General features: G+C 36.5%; 23 protein-coding genes and 1 pseudogene. 3 read left to right on the forward strand and 21 right to left on the reverse strand.

Translation table 11 applies throughout. From position 1 onward, the window contains the following. Positions 1-169 precede the first annotated feature (169 nt). Positions 170-583 carry a M12 family metallopeptidase gene (locus JN080_RS25100; protein ID WP_256238694.1) on the forward strand — a complete coding sequence of 138 codons (414 nt, stop codon included), beginning with the start codon at positions 170-172 and terminating at the stop codon, positions 581-583. Positions 584-1,805: 1,222 nt separating this feature from the next. Here JN080_RS25100 and JN080_RS25105 read toward each other — a convergent pair. From JN080_RS25105 to JN080_RS25185, 17 genes are all read right to left on the reverse strand, one after another. Beyond that, complete coding sequence (locus tag JN080_RS25105) at positions 1,806-2,801, reverse strand: zinc-dependent alcohol dehydrogenase family protein (RefSeq protein ID WP_256238695.1); 996 nt, start codon at positions 2,799-2,801, stop codon at positions 1,806-1,808. 128 nt (positions 2,802-2,929) lie between these two features. Next, positions 2,930-3,601, reverse strand: coding sequence for an FAD synthetase family protein (locus JN080_RS25110; protein ID WP_256238696.1), 672 nt, complete (start codon positions 3,599-3,601; stop codon positions 2,930-2,932). Further along, positions 3,582-3,803: an adenylyltransferase/cytidyltransferase family protein gene (locus tag JN080_RS25115; RefSeq protein ID WP_256238697.1), complete on the reverse strand. Its 222-nt coding sequence runs from the start codon at positions 3,801-3,803 to the stop codon at positions 3,582-3,584. The genes JN080_RS25110 and JN080_RS25115 overlap by 20 nt, the downstream gene beginning before the upstream one ends. Positions 3,804-3,809: 6 nt before the next feature. After that, positions 3,810-4,070 (reverse strand): HPr family phosphocarrier protein, encoded by a 261-nt coding sequence (locus JN080_RS25120; protein ID WP_256238698.1) that lies wholly within the window; start codon positions 4,068-4,070, stop codon positions 3,810-3,812. A 214-nt stretch (positions 4,071-4,284) separates the two neighbouring features. Next, positions 4,285-4,506 carry a transposase gene (locus JN080_RS25125; RefSeq protein WP_256238699.1) on the reverse strand — a complete coding sequence of 74 codons (222 nt, stop codon included), beginning with the start codon at positions 4,504-4,506 and terminating at the stop codon, positions 4,285-4,287. Between the two features lie 352 nt (positions 4,507-4,858). Further along, positions 4,859-4,987, reverse strand: a complete 129-nt coding sequence (locus tag JN080_RS25130; protein WP_256238700.1) for a hypothetical protein — start codon at positions 4,985-4,987, stop codon at positions 4,859-4,861. 255 nt (positions 4,988-5,242) lie between these two features. Next, complete coding sequence (locus JN080_RS25135; protein WP_256238701.1) at positions 5,243-5,431, reverse strand: TetR/AcrR family transcriptional regulator; 189 nt, start codon at positions 5,429-5,431, stop codon at positions 5,243-5,245. A gap of 466 nt (positions 5,432-5,897) precedes the next feature. Then, positions 5,898-6,050, reverse strand: a complete 153-nt coding sequence (locus tag JN080_RS25140; RefSeq protein WP_256238702.1) for a hypothetical protein — start codon at positions 6,048-6,050, stop codon at positions 5,898-5,900. Between the two features lie 482 nt (positions 6,051-6,532). Further along, complete coding sequence (locus JN080_RS25145; protein ID WP_256238703.1) at positions 6,533-6,682, reverse strand: VOC family protein; 150 nt, start codon at positions 6,680-6,682, stop codon at positions 6,533-6,535. Between the two features lie 88 nt (positions 6,683-6,770). Beyond that, positions 6,771-7,064, reverse strand: coding sequence for a VOC family protein (locus JN080_RS25150; protein ID WP_256238704.1), 294 nt, complete (start codon positions 7,062-7,064; stop codon positions 6,771-6,773). A 116-nt stretch (positions 7,065-7,180) separates the two neighbouring features. Continuing rightward, positions 7,181-7,657 carry a flavin reductase family protein gene (locus tag JN080_RS25155; RefSeq protein WP_256238705.1) on the reverse strand — a complete coding sequence of 159 codons (477 nt, stop codon included), beginning with the start codon at positions 7,655-7,657 and terminating at the stop codon, positions 7,181-7,183. A 99-nt stretch (positions 7,658-7,756) separates the two neighbouring features. Further along, positions 7,757-8,596 (reverse strand): alpha/beta fold hydrolase, encoded by an 840-nt coding sequence (locus tag JN080_RS25160; protein ID WP_256238706.1) that lies wholly within the window; start codon positions 8,594-8,596, stop codon positions 7,757-7,759. Positions 8,597-8,813: 217 nt separating this feature from the next. Then, positions 8,814-10,748, reverse strand: a complete 1,935-nt coding sequence (locus tag JN080_RS25165) for a XylR N-terminal domain-containing protein (RefSeq protein ID WP_256238707.1) — start codon at positions 10,746-10,748, stop codon at positions 8,814-8,816. A 108-nt stretch (positions 10,749-10,856) separates the two neighbouring features. Then, a complete protein-coding gene (locus tag JN080_RS25170) occupies positions 10,857-11,144 on the reverse strand; it encodes a 2Fe-2S iron-sulfur cluster binding domain-containing protein (protein WP_256238708.1) in 288 nt (95 codons plus the stop codon). A 116-nt stretch (positions 11,145-11,260) separates the two neighbouring features. Further along, on the reverse strand, positions 11,261-12,109 hold the full coding sequence (locus tag JN080_RS25175) for a cytidyltransferase (RefSeq protein ID WP_256238709.1): 849 nt from the start codon (positions 12,107-12,109) through the stop codon (positions 11,261-11,263). A gap of 139 nt (positions 12,110-12,248) precedes the next feature. Further along, on the reverse strand, positions 12,249-13,451 hold the full coding sequence (locus JN080_RS25180) for an acyl-CoA dehydrogenase family protein (RefSeq protein ID WP_256238710.1): 1,203 nt from the start codon (positions 13,449-13,451) through the stop codon (positions 12,249-12,251). A 104-nt stretch (positions 13,452-13,555) separates the two neighbouring features. Then, complete coding sequence (locus JN080_RS25185; RefSeq protein WP_256238711.1) at positions 13,556-14,470, reverse strand: catechol 2,3-dioxygenase; 915 nt, start codon at positions 14,468-14,470, stop codon at positions 13,556-13,558. A 1,168-nt stretch (positions 14,471-15,638) separates the two neighbouring features. Between JN080_RS25185 and JN080_RS25190 the strand changes: the two genes are divergently transcribed. Beyond that, complete coding sequence (locus tag JN080_RS25190; RefSeq protein WP_256238712.1) at positions 15,639-15,968, forward strand: hypothetical protein; 330 nt, start codon at positions 15,639-15,641, stop codon at positions 15,966-15,968. A gap of 194 nt (positions 15,969-16,162) precedes the next feature. On the opposite strand, the gene JN080_RS25195 is transcribed toward JN080_RS25190, so the two are convergent. The 4 genes and pseudogenes from JN080_RS25195 to JN080_RS25210 form a co-directional block, all read right to left on the reverse strand. Continuing rightward, positions 16,163-16,450 (reverse strand): hypothetical protein, encoded by a 288-nt coding sequence (locus JN080_RS25195; RefSeq protein WP_256238713.1) that lies wholly within the window; start codon positions 16,448-16,450, stop codon positions 16,163-16,165. Positions 16,451-16,536: 86 nt separating this feature from the next. Next, on the reverse strand, positions 16,537-16,905 hold the full coding sequence (locus tag JN080_RS25200) for a Gp49 family protein (protein WP_256238714.1): 369 nt from the start codon (positions 16,903-16,905) through the stop codon (positions 16,537-16,539). 319 nt (positions 16,906-17,224) lie between these two features. Then, positions 17,225-18,445 (reverse strand): annotated as a pseudogene (locus JN080_RS25205) (MFS transporter). Positions 18,446-18,464: 19 nt separating this feature from the next. Next, positions 18,465-18,902: a MarR family winged helix-turn-helix transcriptional regulator gene (locus JN080_RS25210; protein WP_256238715.1), complete on the reverse strand. Its 438-nt coding sequence runs from the start codon at positions 18,900-18,902 to the stop codon at positions 18,465-18,467. Between the two features lie 292 nt (positions 18,903-19,194). Here JN080_RS25210 and JN080_RS30180 point away from each other — a divergent pair, with 292 nt between their 5' ends. Beyond that, entirely contained in the window at positions 19,195-19,458 is a 264-nt protein-coding gene (locus JN080_RS30180) for a transposase (RefSeq protein WP_483861552.1), read from the forward strand. The last annotated feature ends 201 nt before the right edge of the window (positions 19,459-19,659 follow it).

The following is a 19,659-nucleotide window of genomic DNA, read 5'->3' on the forward strand; positions in this document are numbered from 1 at the left end:
GTACAAAGAGCAGTTTAGTGTACCTTTATAAACAAACGCAGCCAAGCCAGAGGTAAGTACCGTTATATAGACCCTGTGTTAGTTCATTTGATACATACCGTGAAAATTCTGGGGAAAAATTATGCATTGGTTACCATTAATGAAACTAAAGTAAAAGAAGTTACCATTGATGAAAGTAAAGAGTAGTGAATTATGTGAAAATCATTTAATTAGTGAGGAAATACGGACAGTGTTAATCAATTTGCCATCAGGTCCAAGACAAGTTAAGTACTCAGTGATTAATGGTTTAGCAATCTTTGAAGGCGATATTATTCTGGGTAGTGTCGAGGAAATGGAAAATTCAATGAGAAATGATGGAATACGACTCACTGGTGAACAATTTCTATGGCCAGACGGAATTATTCCTTACAAAATTGATCTGAGTCTTACAAATAAAGGACGTGTGACAGATGCTATTTCCCATTGGGAACATCGGACTTTCATCAGATTTGTAGCACAAACCATCGAAACCAACTATGTTACCTTCAGACCAGGCGAAGATTGTTCATCATTCACAGGAATGCGTAGAGGGGAACAATTATAAACCCCGCAGACGATTGTATTACAGGATGAGGAAACTAGTAAGAAAATTCCTAATTTCATTAGTTCACGGTCAATCTCCTTTTTTAATACAAATGTTACTACATTGTTCCTGTCCATTAATTAGACTGTAAACAAACAATGATATATTTAAATTCCTAGATCAGTTTGAGCCCTAAACATAGCATGAAGCCCGGTCAATCCAACCGGGCTTCCTCCTATTTTGACGTTTCCTCTCACAATGTGCATTTTTTGAAAATTTCTTTAAGATTACATCCTACAAAAAAGGCTTTCCTGTTTTCAGGAAAACCTTTTTGTATTCTATTACTTGTTTGTTCCCAAACGAAATGTACTAAACTTATATGCTACTTTTCTTTCGTACTCCTTAATTTACTTAGATCATCTCTCGCAGCATTAAACTTTCGGCATAGCTTCAACAGCATCCGGCAAGTCTCCTCACTTTTTCAATGTCATTATTGGTTGCTTTCAACATCTACTTTAAGGGGTGCAGTTCACGATGAATAAAGGCTATTTTTGACGAGTTTCTTCTATATGTATCTCCTCCTAAAATTCTATTAACCGGTAACCCCTATTCCTCCATGTAGTTTCATAGCTTCGCTTGTTATACGAGATCCAAGTCCCAACCAGCCTCAATCATGTTTCTACAAGTAGGGGGCGAACTGTTTAGTTGACGGGATCAAGTCCCACGGGTGCGGACGTTCTACCCCGGCTACGGTTATCATATATCGATATAAAAAATGGTCAACCAGAAATATTTTCTGGCTGACCTTATAATACGAACGCTACCCGTTTGTTTAGGTACATTTCTTCACATTCTACGTAGTCATAAAAATATAATTATATATTTCTCGTTCAAACTAACTCATTCGGGTGTACACATTTCGACTAAATCCTTTTAAATCCACTTTTGATATAATAGTGTTAATGGAAAATTTATCAAAGGGAGCAATTTACATGGCAAACGCTGAAATAATTTTTAATCAGTTAGAAAATGAAGGATTTTCTCGTATTCAGAAAATGATAGACGAACAGCAAGAAGAAAATTTAATACCTAAAATATAATTTTACTCTTAAAAGCAATTAATTCTTCTTTCACTAAAGCTCCCGTTTAAGTAGAAACATTCACAATCTCTTCTAACTACACAATAATTAAAATTCTAAGGAAAGACCTCCTTTGTTACATATTCTTAATGTAACTTCTAATTTCACCAGTTGTTTACTAAAACAATTTTACCAACTGCTTTATTAGCTTCATAATATTCATGTGCTTCAGCTATTTCGTCAAAAGTAAATTGTCTTTGAGCAATTAATGGTCGAAGTTTTCCTTCCTCAATAACAGGTGTAATGTTCTTTAATGTCTCACCGTTTATTTGACGGTATTCTTCATGAAGAATAGGAATCTCTGTGAATACAACATGGAAATTCAATGATTTTAAAAGAAATGGACTAAGGTTATAGTCTTGACTTACAGCAATAGCCACAATTGTTCCATATAAAGAAGCTGCTGCAATCGAATTCTCAAGATTTTTACGGTCAATGGTATCGAAAATATATTTAAACCCTTTACCATCCGTATACATATTCACATAGTCTTGTACGGACATTTCCTTATAATTGATGACAACATCGGCTCCAAACTCTTCCGCAATTTGAGCTTTTTCTGGTGAAGAGACCGTTGTATATACCTTTGCACCGACCCATTTTGCCAACTGAATAGCAACATGCCCTACTCCGCCTGCACCACCATGAATTAGAATCTCGTCTCCAGCTCCAATATTGGCACGTTTAACTAGAGCTTCCCAAGCAGTGATTGCGACAACTGGAAGGGCTGCTGCTTCTGCAAATGATAGGTTTTTCGGCTTATGAGCAAGTAATCTAGCATCTGCTGCCATATATTCTGCTAAAGCACCACTCGTACCTTTAACACCACCTACAAAACCGTATACCTCATCACCAACTTTAAAATCAGTAACTCCTTCTCCCACTTCAGCTACAATACCAGCTACATCTCCATGTAAAACAGCTGGAAATTCAGGGGCTAGTCCAGCAAAAACTCCACTGCGTATTTTTGTATCAAGGGGATTCAAACTTGTAGCCTTTACCTGAATCAAAACATGCATTGGTTTCACTTTTGGAATAGGAAGATCTGCTAATTGAAAAACAGACGCCTCCCCAAAAGAACGAATAACTTGTGCCTTCAAACAAATCACTCCAATAAATAATTATGAAGATTTATAACTTACCGTAATACATGGGAACGATACCAGTAACCACCGGAATATATAGAGATTCATAGAAGTCAATAGTTAGGTTATCAAGGAGTCCCAGTCTATTTCACAAGGCTTATTATATGCCCTCTCTTACTTGGTATAGAAATCCTCTGTGACCACCCGAAAGCATGATCCTCTAGAATGCGGTGATGCCATACAATGGATAGTCTACCTTCCATGAACTTTGGAATATCTGTCACATATTTTAACGATAGACCTTCTAGCTTTTCTAATACGATCACTTTTGTTTTTATTGATCCTGTCTTATTTTTAAGAGTGACATCATAGCAACCGGGAGCAGGAAGTGTATAATACCTATGAAGTTTTAAGGAATCCCCGTCCCAGCTGCATTCCACTTCGTAAGGTCGTCCCAGTAAATGAGGTAATTCATCTACATTCCCTCGTAACAGTTTTTCTCGAATACAGGTTGAACCAATTTTCTCTTCATGGAACTCCAATTTTTCCACTTTCGTCACATCAATAAGGCTGCCAGAATCACTTTTTAACCGATCTATATTCCCCACACCCTTATAGCCATAAGAAAAATCAAAACCAGCGACCGCATGGACGATACCAAGATTACTCAAGTATTCGTCTACAAATTGCGCAGGTAGAAGAGAAGCAAATTTTTTGTCAAATTCAACGATATAGAATGTATCGACACCAAGTTGACGGAGTCTCTCCTCTTTTTTAGACAGCGGCATTAAATAGTCAACTTGTTTTTTTTTCATTGGATATGACTGTTTTCGGATGTGAAAAGAAGCTCATGATCGAGAGAGAAAGATTCTTTCTTTTTGCAATCTGTGCAGCCGTCTTAATCACTTTAAGGTGTCCTTTATGAATGCCGTCAAAAAAACCTAAAGCTACTGCACTCCGTTTTGCTTTCCCCTGCCAGAACACCAAATTATCTCGGTTCAAATAAATCGTTTCCATACAGTTTTATTGCTCTTCTTTTTGTATAAATTCAGAAAGGAAAGAAATCGCATTTTCTTCATCATCACCATCAGCAATAATGTTGATTTCAGTTCCTGGGCTTACAGCCTGGCTCATTAGTCCCATTATACTTTTTGCATTTACTTTTTTTCCGTCTTTTTCAAGAAGAATTTCCGAAGAAAAGCGGTTTGCTTCCTGAACGAATAGCGCAGCAGAACGCGCCTGAAGCACTGTTTTTAATTTTACCTTCACTTTTTTTACTAGCATCGCACAAACCTCTCAAAAGTTTAGTCTCTATTTGGGGGAGTAACAATCATTTTCCAATTTCTTAGCAACAGGTTCTGGTAATTATCCTCAATAACTTTAACCAATTCCTCAATAATATCGGTTTAGCTTCATCTGGTTAGTATCTTTTCCAAGAATAAAAGAAGTTTTACACATCAACATTTCTTCATGCTCACTCACAGAAAGGCCTCCGTTCTTAAATTTCACCATATAATTCCATGAGATTTCCCGGGCTTCCTTCTTTGCTTGGGAGTGGATCGGTGCCATAATATTTGCCTTCTTTAAATTCCTTAACCCAACGGTTCACCATTTTGGGACAAAGCTCATATTGGCGGGCAATATTTGCTGTATTACCTACATTAATAGCCTGTTTACAAACTTGTATTTTAAACTCTTTTATATAATGTGTGCGTTTCATGATTCAACTCCATAAATTGAACTAAAACATTTTATAAAATCAGCTGTTTTATTTAAAAAACAAACGCTAGATGTTCTTACAATCTTTGGGGGATTTAATATTAGGTTAGTATATAATTTTGTTAAAGAAATACAGGAAGTATTTAACCGTAGGGTACCGCCTAACTTATTAAGCGTAACGGCCATTTCTGGATGCCTATTCCCTCAATTAATAAAGTAACTACTTAAAAGCAACCCCCTGCTATGCTGAAATCCTGCTTTCCGAATTGCACACGCCTTTCGCATAATTCGTCGAAGCATCCAGTGCTCCTTGAGCAATCCATTTTTTATATAAAGTGTAATAGATTTTTAAACTATTCCATTAAAAAATCAGCCTCGCGTTTTTCTAAAAAGGCAAAAACCCCTTCTTTTACTTCTTTACTGCTGGCTTTCTCAGCAAGTAATAAGAATCCTGTCAAAATCATAACTATTACTCTTCCCATTCCAATGATTAATCCCACCTGTTCTTTAGAATTGATCATTTGTTGCGACAGTAGGTTTGCTCTTTTTGTTTTTATCTTTTGTTCAACTATTTTTAAAATGTATTATAATTTCATTGGTTATTATCTTGGACCTCTTTTGTATGGTTAAAATTTATGCGATTTTTCTAATGACTCTTTATTCATTAAAACAATAAAAGATAGATTTGTTCTTATCTTTTGTTATTTTTCCCATTTCCAATATCTTCAAAATGAACTTTAAAAACTGTAGTAGTTAAAGCACACTAAGTATAGTTGCTCTTTGCTACCGAAAGCCTCATTAAATTTATTCATATTAAGTTCTGTCACTTTTAAAATATCTTCTATTGTGGTGGCTTCATATCCTTTGTTCCAAAATAGTTCCATTGCTTGACTTATAACTTTTGTTTGATTAAAGTCTTGATTCATAGTCGTTCATCCCCTTTTAGATTGTATAGATTAACTGAATAAAGACTTCTAGGAAAATTAATTTTATATATATTATTAATTTATAATTCTAGAATTGAGATTGCTCTCTTCCTCTTTGAACAAGTCTGTTTGAACATATTGTTAAGCTTGAAGTATTACATGTCCGTTTGTTCTAACAGGGTGTATTCATTCTGAACAACTATCAGGGAATCAGAATTACCAAAAACCAGAAGTTTCAGCTGCCACACTATATCAGGAATTAATAAAAAAGAGTAAACCAAGTAAATAAAGTTTGCTCTGAAAACATGGAAAGAAAATTCCCTCGTTCAAAAGGTTTTAAAAATTTATCAATAATTCGTTCAGCTTGAGTTCCTTTCCCCGCCCCTGAGCAATCCCATCAACAATCAATTCACCTATTACTAGCCCTTCAGTTTCCCCCTGAGGACACAGACCCTACTAGTCCAAATCAATAATGCTGGCATTCATGTAACAATGACTCTGCTAACTGTTTGCTATCCGCGTATCCATATAATCTCCACCCATCAACTAACTTGTCCATTACTAGGTCGATATGTTCAAAAACAACTTCCTCCTCTTGACAAAACATCACATAATACATATCATAAATCCCTCCTTAGACATTTTTAAGCTTCATTTTGGAGGCCAAGACTTTTTTCTTCTAAATTTCCCCACCTGCTGCGTCCCTTAAACCAATGAAAAAGTAAAATTCCAATTTTTTTCGACACTATGAAGTTTAGTAAAATCTGTTTCATATTCTCCAATTCTATTTTTAAATCGCTTCTTGCTGCCATTATTGCAGTTTCAATTGTTTTTCCATTAGTTCTATATCTGATTCTATTTTTCGGAGAAGTCAATTTCCCTTGGATGTCATAGGTTGCGAAGCCCCTTGTATGGCATGTTTTTGGTTGCATCGTCACCTAAGACATTACCAGATTGGGGCTTCTAATCATGTTTCTTGATTTTGGGAGGTTAGATGAAAGGATTTTTCTCTAACCCATTGTCACTACTGCATTTTTGACTAATTAAAGTTATGAGTATGAATTTATTTAGGTTAAATAGTTATCTTGATGATATAGATGCTTAAACTTGTGGAGTCCCCTTAGAAAAGAATGAATCTGGTAGTGGAGATCCATAGAAAATGATTGCTTCTTCTACTTCCTCTTCCGTCCATCTTACCTGTTTCCATTCAGGGTCAAAGATCAGATATCCAGGTTCACCATAAAGTTCCACGCGATTTCCACCCGGTTCAAAGATATAAAGACTAGTCGATTGAGTGATCCCATGTTTTAATGGACCAGCTTCAATTTCAATACCATTTTCAGTTTCTGCTGCATCTAGCCGTTACATTGCTGGACATCAAGATCAAATGGTCTAGACGGTGAACTGGAATCCCTTTATTTGGACGTTTTTGCGGTCGATTTTTTAATATCGTCCTTTCACTTTCCGGAGCCTCATAATAATCAACTTCCCAAAGGAGTTCGATTAAATGATTATCAGGTGTGACAAATTGATAAGCAGCGCCATGACCGATGTCACCGTCGATCCAGCCTTTACCGAAATCTGATTTTTCAAGATCTTTCACACGACGCTCTAATGCCTCTTTTGAACGCACTCTAAAGCTTACATGACCTAAACCAGGTTCATTTCTTTCCGTTACTTTTAATTGCTCTTTTTGTTTTTATCTTTTGTTCAACTATAGCGACCTTTAGCCCTTCCTTTCATCAAAACCTATATCGTAACTGTTTTCTCTTCTTTCAGTGAACGATACTTTCCACTATAGAAAAGAAGCGGTTCCTTATCTTCCAAATGAATATCTGTTACTTTTCCAATGAATAACGTATGATCTCCTTCTACGTATTCTGCACTTACTTCACAGGCAATTTGTGCAATAGCTCCTGGAATAACTGGCTTCCCATCAAGATGGTCAAATTCTACTTGTCTATCCTTTAACTGACCTGCAAATATCATGGATACTTCCTGTTGATCCTCAGCTAAAATATTCACTGAGAATATTTTACTTTCCTGTAATTTAGAAAGTATTCGGGCTTGATCACGAACCGAAATCACAACCAATTTCGGATCAAGTGACACAGACATGAAGGCATTAGCCGTCATCCCATGTACCTCTCCTTCTACCTCTGTAGCAATTACTGTTATTCCTGTAGCAAATTTCCCCATTGCAGTACGAAATTGACGATCATCCATTATATAATTCCTCCTGTTATCCTGTTTGGTTTTATGAATTTTCTAAAATATCAATCCATTCTTTATCGGATGATATAAGAGATTTGTATTTGTTTGATCTTATACAAGATTAGCTGTTTTTGGTTGATTTAAAAACTCAATCACTTGAGCAATAAATTCTTGCGTTTTTTCGATTTGTACCCAGTGACCACAGTGTGGAAATACATGTAGTTCCGCATTAGGGATTAATTGAGCTATTTTCCAGCTTGTTTCTGCTAGAGGAATCACTTTATCCTCTCGTCCATGAATTAATAATACAGGAGCCTGAATGTTTCTTAATTCATCCTCTGACAAAGCCATCGCATCTAAATGTCGCTGTCTAGGCGCAGGGAACATACTTGAAAAGGCTTCTTGGAATCCCTCCTGGATACTAGCTTGATAACGCATCTCTACTAAATCACTATTTTCCGCATTACTTTGATCATGTGAAAAAGTCTTAATTAGATTTTTCATATTTTCAAAGCTTGGTGTATAACCCCAAACCGCATCCAAACCATCTGAAATAGTAGACTTATTACCAACACTTCCCATCAAAATGACTTTATTGACAAGATCAGGACGACGATTGACTAAATGAAGAGCGATAGCCCCTCCAAAAGAATTCCCAAGGACTGAAACTTTAGATTCACCAATTGCCTCAATAAAATTAATCATATGATTAACCCATACATCTATTGAATATTCCTGTCCCTCAGGTCTTTCTGTATCCCCGAATCCAACAACATCTGGTGCATAAAGATGGTATTGTTCTGAAAGAGTTGGAAAAGCTAAACGCCAGTTGGCCCATGCAGTTACCCCTGGTCCAGAACCATGGATTAATAGAAGTGGTTCCCCTTGACCCGCTTCATGATAATGCGTTTGAATTCCTTTAATATCTATAAATTTTCCTTGTTGTACCATTTGAAAATCTCCTCCAATATTCCTTTTTTAATTATCTTTTGTAGCAAGTTGAATTGATTCTTTTTGAATACTTTTTTCTAATTCTTGACGCAAACATGCGAACACGTCCTGCTTATTGTTGTCTGAATTTCATGTGTTGTTGGATAAATGGTATATTTTACAGACTCTGCCTGTTCGCCCAAGTAATCATAATTTTCCTGTCCGATGTTTAACGGGACTAATCATTACCAAAATCATTAAAACGATCTTCCTTGTTTAAATCAATTGAAGTTCCCACATCAATATCTATTTCTCCCCAATAAATCAAAAGCTTTAGAGATAAGTAAATTTGATGGCCCACATCAGGAACATTAATATCTGTTTCTAACAATTCATTTATTTTTTGAAGACGATACCTTAGACCAGTGACTGAAAAATTAATAGCTCGTGCTGTTTTAGTAATATTACAGCCATTATTTAAATAATGAAAAAGAGTCTTGATCAATTCCATGTCCTTGTTCTTATCTTCCTCTATTAAAGTCCCTAATTTCCTTTTAATAAACTTTTGCAAAGGATCATTTTTCATCTGAAATATAATGCCTTCAATCCCCAAAAATTCGAAGAAAACAACTTTTTGATAATGATTAGCAATTTGTAAGGCAGAGTTGCTCTCATCATATAATTGAGAAGCCTCTTCTATTCTGGCGGAACTTGAACTAATACCAGACTTAAAATCATGAGAAGGATATTTACTTGAACAATAATCATGCAATGCTTGACAAAACTTTTTCTTACTATTTCCACTTTTTAACATCATACCTTCGGATAAAAAGATCATTATTTTCCCCGACTTTTGACCCAACAATGCATTTATCTTTCTATCTTTGAGGAATTGGGAAATTCCCTTGTTTAGATGATCATTAAACTCTATTTCGTCTCTTATAGTTAACTTTTGGTGATTATTGCCAATAGAAATCATGAAATAAGGGGCATTTAATTGAAATCCAACGTAGTAAGCCTTTTTTGAAATTTCTTCAAAAGTCATTTGATTTGAGAGAATGTCGTCTAAAAGGTTGCCTTGCATACGCAACTCTGTTTGAACACGTGTACGCTCATTAAACAAATAGAGGGAACAAGCCAAGGCTACTTGCTCTAGTATTAATTTATCTACTTCCTGTAACTTCACATCTTTATATAAAAAGGAACAGTACGCCACCACTTCTTTTTGAAGGTAAATAGGCGTAATCAGTCTTTTGTAATTGTCAAAGTCATTCAATACTTTCGTTTGGGTTAGTTGGTTTACATCCCTTTTTTTCTTGTTATTCATGAGTTGACCTAATTGCCTGGAATAAAGATTACCCTCTTCCTCTGACATTCCCGCCACTGCTAAAAGCTCTAAGTTTTCGCTTTCAATTAGAACAGGTAAATGGGTATGTTGATAAAGAGCGTTTGCAACTCCGGACAAGTCACTTTCTTTTAATAATTCTTCAACCAGTTTTTGATGTACATCATACGCTTTACTTAAATTATCTCGTTCTATTTTTAGCTTTCTAAACGTCTCGTTTAGCTCATCAATTATAGAATCTTCTTCATAATATTTTAACTCTTGTTCAATGGCTTCATTCCATTCTTCGACCGTACGACAAAGAACCTGACAATGTTCATTGCCCATTGCTTTACATTTTATTTCTTTGGCAATGACCTTTTTTCCTAAAATGTTAGATAGGTAACCGCTCGCATAACCTATCAATGTGTGGCAAACAGGTTCATCACTATAGCCGTACCTCTTTATATGTTCCTCCGCTTCATATGAATGTTTCCAAATGGCTTCGTGATAAATGGATCCATTATTAAAATTTGCTTCTGCTTTAACATTTTGTACTTCTTCAGCATAACCGTGCAATGTATGCATTTTAGGACCAGCTAACAACATCTCACGTTGGTCCTCCCAGGTTAACTCCTTCACCTTTTCTGCATCGTACACTCCTGTATGCCATCCATACCTTAGAAGGAAACCTTTTGTTCGTTCTGGACCAATCGTTTCAAGAAGCTCATGCTTCAACATACCGATTGCAGCTGCTGGAATTGAAACTATTCTTTCCAGAGGATCCTTTTGATTAAATGGACTAGATATTTTATAAAATTGTTCTAGCTTCAGTTCATCAGCTTTCATATGTCCACCACCATCATTAAACTAAATCTATCTGCTTATTGAGCTGAAAGAGCCTTTGGCATCTAAAGCTAGATCATTTTTCTCAACTCAGCTACTAATTTTTTCATTTTATCTAGATAGATCTAATTGAATCTTCATATTACTTTTTGGATAGGTCTTACAGGCGAGCGTATAATTAAGGTCTCTTTCATTGTTCGGCAGTACAGCCATTGAACTACGTCCTCGTTCAAATTCGCCCTCTTCTACTCTTATTTTACAAAGCCCGCATCCTCCTCCTTTACAGGCGTAGGGTATGTTTACTCCGTTCTTTTGTGCTCCATCAAGTACACTTTCAGTTCCACTGCCTATCCATTGATCATTATTATCATTTATATCGGTTATTTCGATCGTAAACATGAGTATTCCCTCCATATAAGTAAAATAATCGAAAGCGATTTCTAATATTATCATAAATTAAGTAAAAAAATATTCTATATTTTTCGACTAAATCCCTTTTTATGTTCACTATTACTTTATATTTGCTTCAATTGAACATTCTCTATCTCTAAACCTCTAATCCATTTTAATTTAATGGTCCGGTTTTTTAGATTTTCAAGATAACCATTGAAAGTAAGCTTTATTTTATTTGAGTAAACAAGTGCACTTCCTTGATAAACATGATCCCCTATATACATCTCTACTTCATATAAACCATTTGATGGCAATGTATAATAGGGATAAGTAGCTACTTCCATATAAAAACGTTTTCTCATTAAACTATGATGAGGAGAAACCACTTCTCCACTTGTTTCATAAAAATCCCCAAGATACGAGGCAATTTCACCCACTTCACCATTTGATAACAAGTTCCTAATGAAAGTAGAGCCGATCTTTTGACCCTTATAATTAAGTTTTGAAATGACGGTCACAAGAAATCTTCCATCAGCGTCAATGCCCATCGTTTTCATATTTCCTTTTCCTTTGTGTCCGTACGTAAAATCAAAACCTGCTACCACATGTTTTGCGCCCAATCCCGTTACATATTTTTCGATATAGTCCTTTGGGGAAAGTTGAGCAAAGGCCTGATCAAATTTAATGATATAGAGTTTATCAACTCCAAGTTGATCAAACTTATTTATTTTGACTTCTAATGGTGTTAAGTAATTCATCTTTTCTTTTCCACCACAAAGAACCTCTCTAGGATGAGGAAAAAAGGTCATAACGGCCAATTTTACCTTTCTTTTCTTAGCGATGTTTTTGGCCTCCTGAATCACTTGTTGATGGGCAATATGAACTCCATCGAAAAAGCCCATGGCCATGACACAAGGCTCTGATTTCGGCAAAGAAGAATCCTGACCATCGTTAAGATAAAAAGTTTGCATACCTTCAGCTCCTTTTTACTGGAACAGTTATTCTGCTCTGTTGATTCTTGGCCCAGTTATATGATCACTGAGCCAGGAATCTTAATATCTATTTATCTATTTTTCATTTACTTCATGGTTCTATGATGGAGGCATACAATTACCAAGTAGGATGTCCTGGCCCACCAAATTGCGTACTTCCGTATGAGCCCATTGCATCCTCCCAAAGCTGCGTTGGATGTGAAGCGAATGCGATGACGTCCCTTACAAATAACTCCACTGGATCTCCTTTGAAAATAGAAGTTCCGCCTAGTGTTAAGATCACTTTCAAGGCCATTTCTGCTGCCATTTTAGCAGCCTGTGATCGAATCGCAAACAATTCCATGCGTTCTTCTTCAGTTGCAACGGTTTTCCCTTCCTCTTGCCATTGTTCAAGAACTTCAATATAACGATCCATTAGACCCTCTACTTGACGTAATTGAATTTTCATTTCAGCGAGCACACGTTGACTGCCAGAACCGTTTTTCTCGTTCTTGCCTCCATTAAATACCCGAACACGTTTTTCGGTACGTTCTTGGAAAATCTCAATTAAACGATCCATGGCACCTAATGACGTAGCAGGGAAGGCTGCCAAGAACATCTGCATAAATGGCATACGGTAAACAGGGTCTTCTGCATCATACTCTCCGCCCGCCGGTTTTCCGAGACCAAATATATCTTTCCCTTTTAAGATGAGATGTTCAGGTATATAAGCACCATCCACATGAACCCCATTACTTCCCGTACTGCGTAACCCGAGTGTATCCCAGTTTTCAATCAGTTTAAGGTTTGGATCTGAAGTTTTTAGTACAGGCATGACATACTCAGGACCATTCCCAAGATCAGCCATCGCACCAAGACCAATCCATTTACTCCATAAAACACCGCTGGCAAAGTTCCACTCCCCATAAAGGCGGTATCCATCTCCATCCTTTTCCAAACGGCCAATTGGCGCAAAAACATCCGCAATCAGTTCATGAGAACCAAGAACTTCTTCTCTGCCTTTTGGAGGAAGATAACCAGGCCAAATATCATGGATCGCATAGAAGTTTGTTAACCATGCTGCGGCCATACTATGGCTGGCAACCTTTCTCACAATTTTTGTAAATGGTTCTACACCGATAAATGTACCGCCATATTGTTTCGAGCGCATTAATTTATTAATTCCGCCTTCAACAATCACCTCCGCGATCTTTGGAGAAAAATGACCATTTTGATCGGCCTCTCTTGCTTCTGCCTCAGCAGTTTGACCTATTTTCTCAGCTACAGCTAACCAGTGCTCCATATCTACTTTCTCTTTTGTTAATTGGATTGTATTCGTCATATAAAATTCCTCCTCTTGTAAATGGGCATTTTTAGGGATAAGAAAATCATAGGTTCATAGTAACCGTTTTCAATTTATTAAATGATTCATAGGATATAAGATTATTAAGTAAGCGCCTTCATAAAAGATTCAACCATTTCTCTTCTATGATAGAAGATTCCTTGAGCGATTTTGTCCTCTGTCCAAGTGATGGTAGGGAAATCTGGATAGGTAATATATCCTCCTGAATAAGCTTCGTTTCGGTTTCCGGATGGATCAAAGAAATATGTTGTTTCTGCCCTGGTTATCGCATGTCGAGTTGGTGTTACTTCAATTGGTACATCATATCTTGCTAATAAGTCCGCGGACTTTAACACGTCATACCAATTATCAACCTTGAAGGCAGCATGATGCAATTTATTATCTGGCCCTTTAATAAAGGCAATATCATGAGGCTTTCCATTTTGTGCATACATAAAGCTGCCAACCATGTCTTCTCCATCCAAAGTCTCGATTCTTTCACTCTGGAACATGTCTAGTGCTTCTGTAAATAGCCTTGTAACCGATTTCACATCCTCACCAGTTAGTAGAACATGATCCAAACGATGTGGAGCCAACCCTCTGGCTTCATCCGGAAAAGGATGCGGATTTAAGATACCTGTCTGCTTGCCCAATTGTTGAATGTCGTGATAAAGCTCCATTTGGTGCCCTGTTGGCAGCGTAACACGAATGGCTTCTCCTTCAGCAAGTCGGGTTCCCTTGGAAATCCTTTTTGTCGTACAGCCGAATTGCTCGACCTGTCTTTCGTAAAATTCGAGATCCACTTCATTCCGTACTTTAAAAGCAAAATGATCGAGACCCGGTGAATCCGCCTCTTGCAGTACGAGGCTATGATGATCAAATTCATCCCAAGCCTTAAGATAAGCTCTTCCTTCACTTCTTCCGACTAATTCTAAACCAATAATATTTGTATAATAGTTTATAGATTCTTCAAGATCTAGCACTCTTAATTCGGCTCTTCCAATTCTCATAATGGTCATTTTCATCCACTCCTTAGCTTGGTTCGATATGTATTCATTATAATATTTAAAACTTTCAGAATATACGATTGATAATACTAACTTTCAAGCTATTTTCCACACTCTTTAGTATGTTTTATACTAAAGACCATTGGTACTTGCTGTGAGTTGTTATTCGCGCAAAATAAGTATTAAAAAAAGGGCAAAATAAATATAAAGTTACAATCAAGGAATCAAAACCTTATCAATAGAGTGTACTCAATTGATATTGCATCCCGAATCTGTTTATTTACATTATCTGTTTTAAAGAGAGGGGGAGCATCTTCAATTAACCAGGACGGGAGTTGTCCCAAAACTGGCTTCCTATACTCTGGACGCTTGTAAAGATACCTTAACAAACGTTCATATTCCCTTTCAAAATTCCCCTCGGAGGAGAGGTCAATATACATTCTTGACTTAATATAAGTTGGTATGTAAGGCTTTGAGTTCTCATCCTTTTCCGAAACGATTGGGATAAACTTTTCCTGTTTAACATCCGAATACACTTCAGGCGAAATGATTTGGGTTTCTGTTCCAACTCCGCCTTGGCGGGCCTCAGTCTTCTCATAGTAACCCTTATTTGTTAACCATCGTCTTTAAGGTCGTGACCTCTCCCGATTTCCATCGAGAATACACTTGTTTAAGCTCTTACATGATTTGGAATACCAAAAGCTAAGCCACTTTTCAAAGCCACTTCGATATCTTCACTTGCAGTTTATTACTACTAAATTTCGCCAGGCTGTTCTCTGCTATATAATTCAACATAATGTCAACTATGTTGAATTATTGCGTTGTTGATGGTTTGATTTAGTTGCATTATTCAACATAGTTTACAAAGAAAGTATTGAAATGGAATTCTACATAATTTATAGGAAAGCATAGGTACACATCTAAATGCCTACTCTTCTGCACTTTCCTTTGCTTTAGCATATAATTGACCGTGGCACACCTGTTTGTTTAGTAATGTCATTACACTCAAGCTGTTTTTCTCCCGGTTCCGCAAACAGCTTCAACGCTCTTTTAATTACTCTAGTATCTTGCCCTTGCCTTCCCAAGTGCTTCACTTTGACGATAAGGCTTGTCATAACTTTCTTTGCTATGTGCATAAAATGCATAATAGATCAGTTTGTTTTAAAAGGAGCCCAATGCAATGAAAACCAAACCCATAACCATCTTCATTATTATCCTCATTCTTGTTTTTACTGCCTATCTGGATTCGCCTTATTCTTTTATAAACAAAAATTACTCGTATACCGCTAGCGAACAAGCGGTTTCCCGTCCAATGGACCAAGCCTTGTCAACTGAAACACAAGATACAGAAGAAAAATTAGTAAAAAAGGTAAAGGAAAATGGTTATATGGTTGAAACGTACCGAGAATATGACGTGTATAAGGATGATAATGGGAACGTTACAAAAGAAGTACCAACATCACACTACGATGAGCTAAAATATTGGGATTATAAAAACAAAAAGAAATGACCCTCGATCGTCATTTCTTTTTTCTTATTAATTCAATTTTATCAAAAAGGTATATTTTATAAATTGCCCCAAAACCCTTTGTTTTCAATGGTTTTTTCAAACTCAGAACATAATCTTACTTAAGTTCAATATAAAGGGCCCCCTTACTAAAAAGGATGCTAAGGATGCTACGTCAGATTTCATAAAAACAATAATCACTTCGTTTCGGCCGTTGAAATGACTAAGTGATTGTGATCAACATCTACATGATACTGTTTTCCATTTGCTGCTTTTACCAAATAAATCGAATCACCACCAATTAAAGCCTTGGTTTTGGAATAGAGTTGATATGAGACCATTTTTGTACCCTTATTTTGCATCGTTTGGTTTAGACTTCCTACAAGAGTTGACTGGTTAATATAGATTGAAAAACAGATAAAAATAATGACCACAGCTACCACTGCATAAAGAAAGTACCAGCCCTTTTTGTTGTCTTTAGACATGGGTTTCCTCCTAAACTATTTTTTTGATAATTCCCTTAATATATTTAATAAAAGAAGTCCGCAGATGTGACCTTCCTAGTCTCGTACTATGTTAACAATGAACTTAATGCGACCATGGCCCTTTTTAGTGCATGTTCATATGCTATATCTTTCCCGATCACTAAATGGAAATCAGCTGCATCTCGGACGGTTGCACGCCCCTCTACTTCGTAACCATTTTTAAATATGAGTAGACAGATGACTGTTTTATTACTCATACGGTGGAATTTTTTCTCAGTAATCATTTCTTCTAATTTTATACGTTTGTCATCTTTCATTCTTCCATTACCAGAAAGAGGGATAACAATATGATCGTACATATGGTGGTTCTTACATGTAACCACAATCATTTCTTCGCCTTTATACTTAACGTGACTAATTTCTCCACATTTAGGACAAATACTATCGATGTACATTGTTAACTCTCCCTTTCTAAGTCGGCTTTCTCCTACTAACTTTTTGACAAAGGAAATAAAGTACTTATAAGTATTATTATACAAGTATGGTATTTTTGTATGATTAGAGTTGAATTAGAGTTGGATTAGAGTTTTTGTAGAAAAAAATTCCTTCATGTCCAATTAGGCAAAGCGTTGCAATTTCGCATTTTCCTGACGTACCCCCTTTTTCGGACACCTCCACTAACCAATAGGCCCCAGGAAAGAATCGGCGTAGTTTCCAGAAAAATTCAGTCTAAAAAACGCTCGTTTAATTTTGTCTAAAAGTTATATTTCTCATTTAAGATGCAACTCTTCTAGTAGCAGATTTATTCGTTTCCAGGGATCGATTAAAATAAATAACAATCGAATTAATAAGAAGGATCGTCATCGTAACATAAAAGACTGACCGAATTCCCCATACAGCAGCAACATGACTGCCGATTAAAGGACCCACAAAGTTCCCTAAAAAAAGCGAAGAACTATTAAAGCCGAAAATAGTAGCTTGAATTTCATGGGGTGCCAATTTTTTCACCAAAACATTAAGAGAAGGTACAAGGCCTCCGATAAATAAGCCGAGTAAGAAACGTCCGACTAATAATGTCGTCATGTTGCCAGCAAGGGCCTGCGGAATAAAAGCAAGAGCAGCCATCAACAAAGCAAAGGCTAAAACACTTTTTTGACCAACTTTATCACCGATTCTCCCTAAAGTTGGTGCTCCAATTAGGTTCGCTATTCCTGTAATGGAAACCACCAGACCGGCAAAAAATTCTAAATGCATACCATGATAAATTGTTTTAGCATAAACTGTTGCCAATGGTTCAATACTCATCATTCCTAAATTAGTAACAAAAGACGCAATAAAAACTGGAAGCAAGGGCTTGACCATTCCCCAATGTACCTTATTTTTCTGTTTTGCCCGGGCAGCTGGTTTTTGTTCTTCATGTACAAAAAATAGGATTAGAAGACCGGCTAAACATAGAAAAGCACCTGTTAAAAAGAAGATATGATGATAACCCATCTTTTCAGCCAAAATGCCCCCAGCTAAAGGACCTAATAAATTACCGGCAATTAATCCTGTTTGTAAAGTACCCAATGCCCTGCCTGACTGTTCATTAGGGGCAACGGATGCGAGAAGGGAGATCGACATCGAAATAAATCCGGAAAAAACCCCATTAATAATACGTAAAACAAGTAAATGTCAAGGTTGTGTTACCAGCCCCATTAAGGCTGTAACAATCCCCATTCCAAACCCGGCTCTAAGCAGCATAACCTTTCGGCCATACTTGTCTGCCACAGACCCCCAAAGCGGTTGAAAGATGACAGCAACGATAAATTGAGAAGCAAAAATCCACCCTGTCCACCGTTCTACTGCTTGGGTTTGGTGAACCCCTAATTGTTCTATATACAAAGAAAGAAAGGGTAATATTAAGCTCATTCCCATGGCACAAAAGAAATCGGCTATCCATAGTATCAATAAAGTTCTTTTCCAATTCAAACTGGACACAATCCTTTCAAGCATTATGTTTGGTCTTACAGTTTTATTTATTTTCTCTCTTTTTTGGTATATGGCTTACCAATTTTTCCATTAGGTGCAGAAGAGTTTCTTTTTCTTCTGTGGAAAAGGATTGAAAAGGCTGTGCCAAAGAATCTACCCAAATCGTTTCCCTTTCCCCAATAAGCTTTAGCCCCTTTTCACTAAGGGCAACTGTTTTGATTCGTGCATCTTTTTGACTGGATGCTCGATAGACGATTCCGTTCTTTTCTAATCGATCAACCATTTGGCTCATGGTGCTGGAACGAACGTCTAAGTGTTCAGCTAATTCTCCGATTGTACAACTGCCTTTTCGCTGTAAGTGCCTTAATACCATCCATTGAACACGGGTTACTTCCGCTTGATTCGACCCCATGCAGCGCAAATACCGATTAATGGATTGAATGTTCATGACAAATGATTGCAGCAGTTCATTGTTTTCCATTTTTTATCCCCTTGAAAATTAATTTATTTAGTTATGCAACATATTTCAACAACAATATTATATAGCTATACAACATATTAAAGCAAATAATATTATTTAGCTATACAACATATTTTAACCGAAGAGCCGGATAGAAAACAAAGCCTGTTGACTTCTTCAGTGCTCCAAACTTCCAGAAAAACTCCCCATTATTGAATACACTGCAAAACACTTACATTTTTTAGAAGAAACGCCCGTCAGGACGTTTTTTTGTTACAATTAGCTATATCAATTATGTTATGAGGTTTAATCTATGTTACTTAATCATAATCAGTCATCACTCTCTTTCCATTCAGATTTATATACTTTAGTCCCTGAGAATCATCTTTTAAGACGAATTCATGAAATGGTGGACTTTTCTTTTATAAATGAATTTTTAAAGGAATCGTATAGTGTTTATTATGGCAGACCCGCAAATGAGCCAGAATTGTTTTTTCGTCTTCTTTTCCTACAGTTTTTGTATAACCTTTCTGATGAAAGAGTGATTCTTAAAGTGGATTTATATTTAAAGTCTTAATTCCTGTTCCGAATATTTTTTCAATATCTTTTTCAAGATCACTCAAAGTCACTTCGTAAAGATGCTTCTTATTTTTTTAAATCCCCGATTTGATTAGTTTATTAATTAATTTTTGTCTTTTTAACTGAACAGCAGATCGAAGTAAATTTTTCATTTTCAGATACCTCTATTTTATGAATACATAAGTAAAAGCCAGCACCT

The sequence above is a fragment of the Bacillus sp. EB600 genome (assembly GCF_024494385.1).
Taxonomy (GTDB): Bacteria; Bacillota; Bacilli; order Bacillales; family Cytobacillaceae; genus JAEVLT01.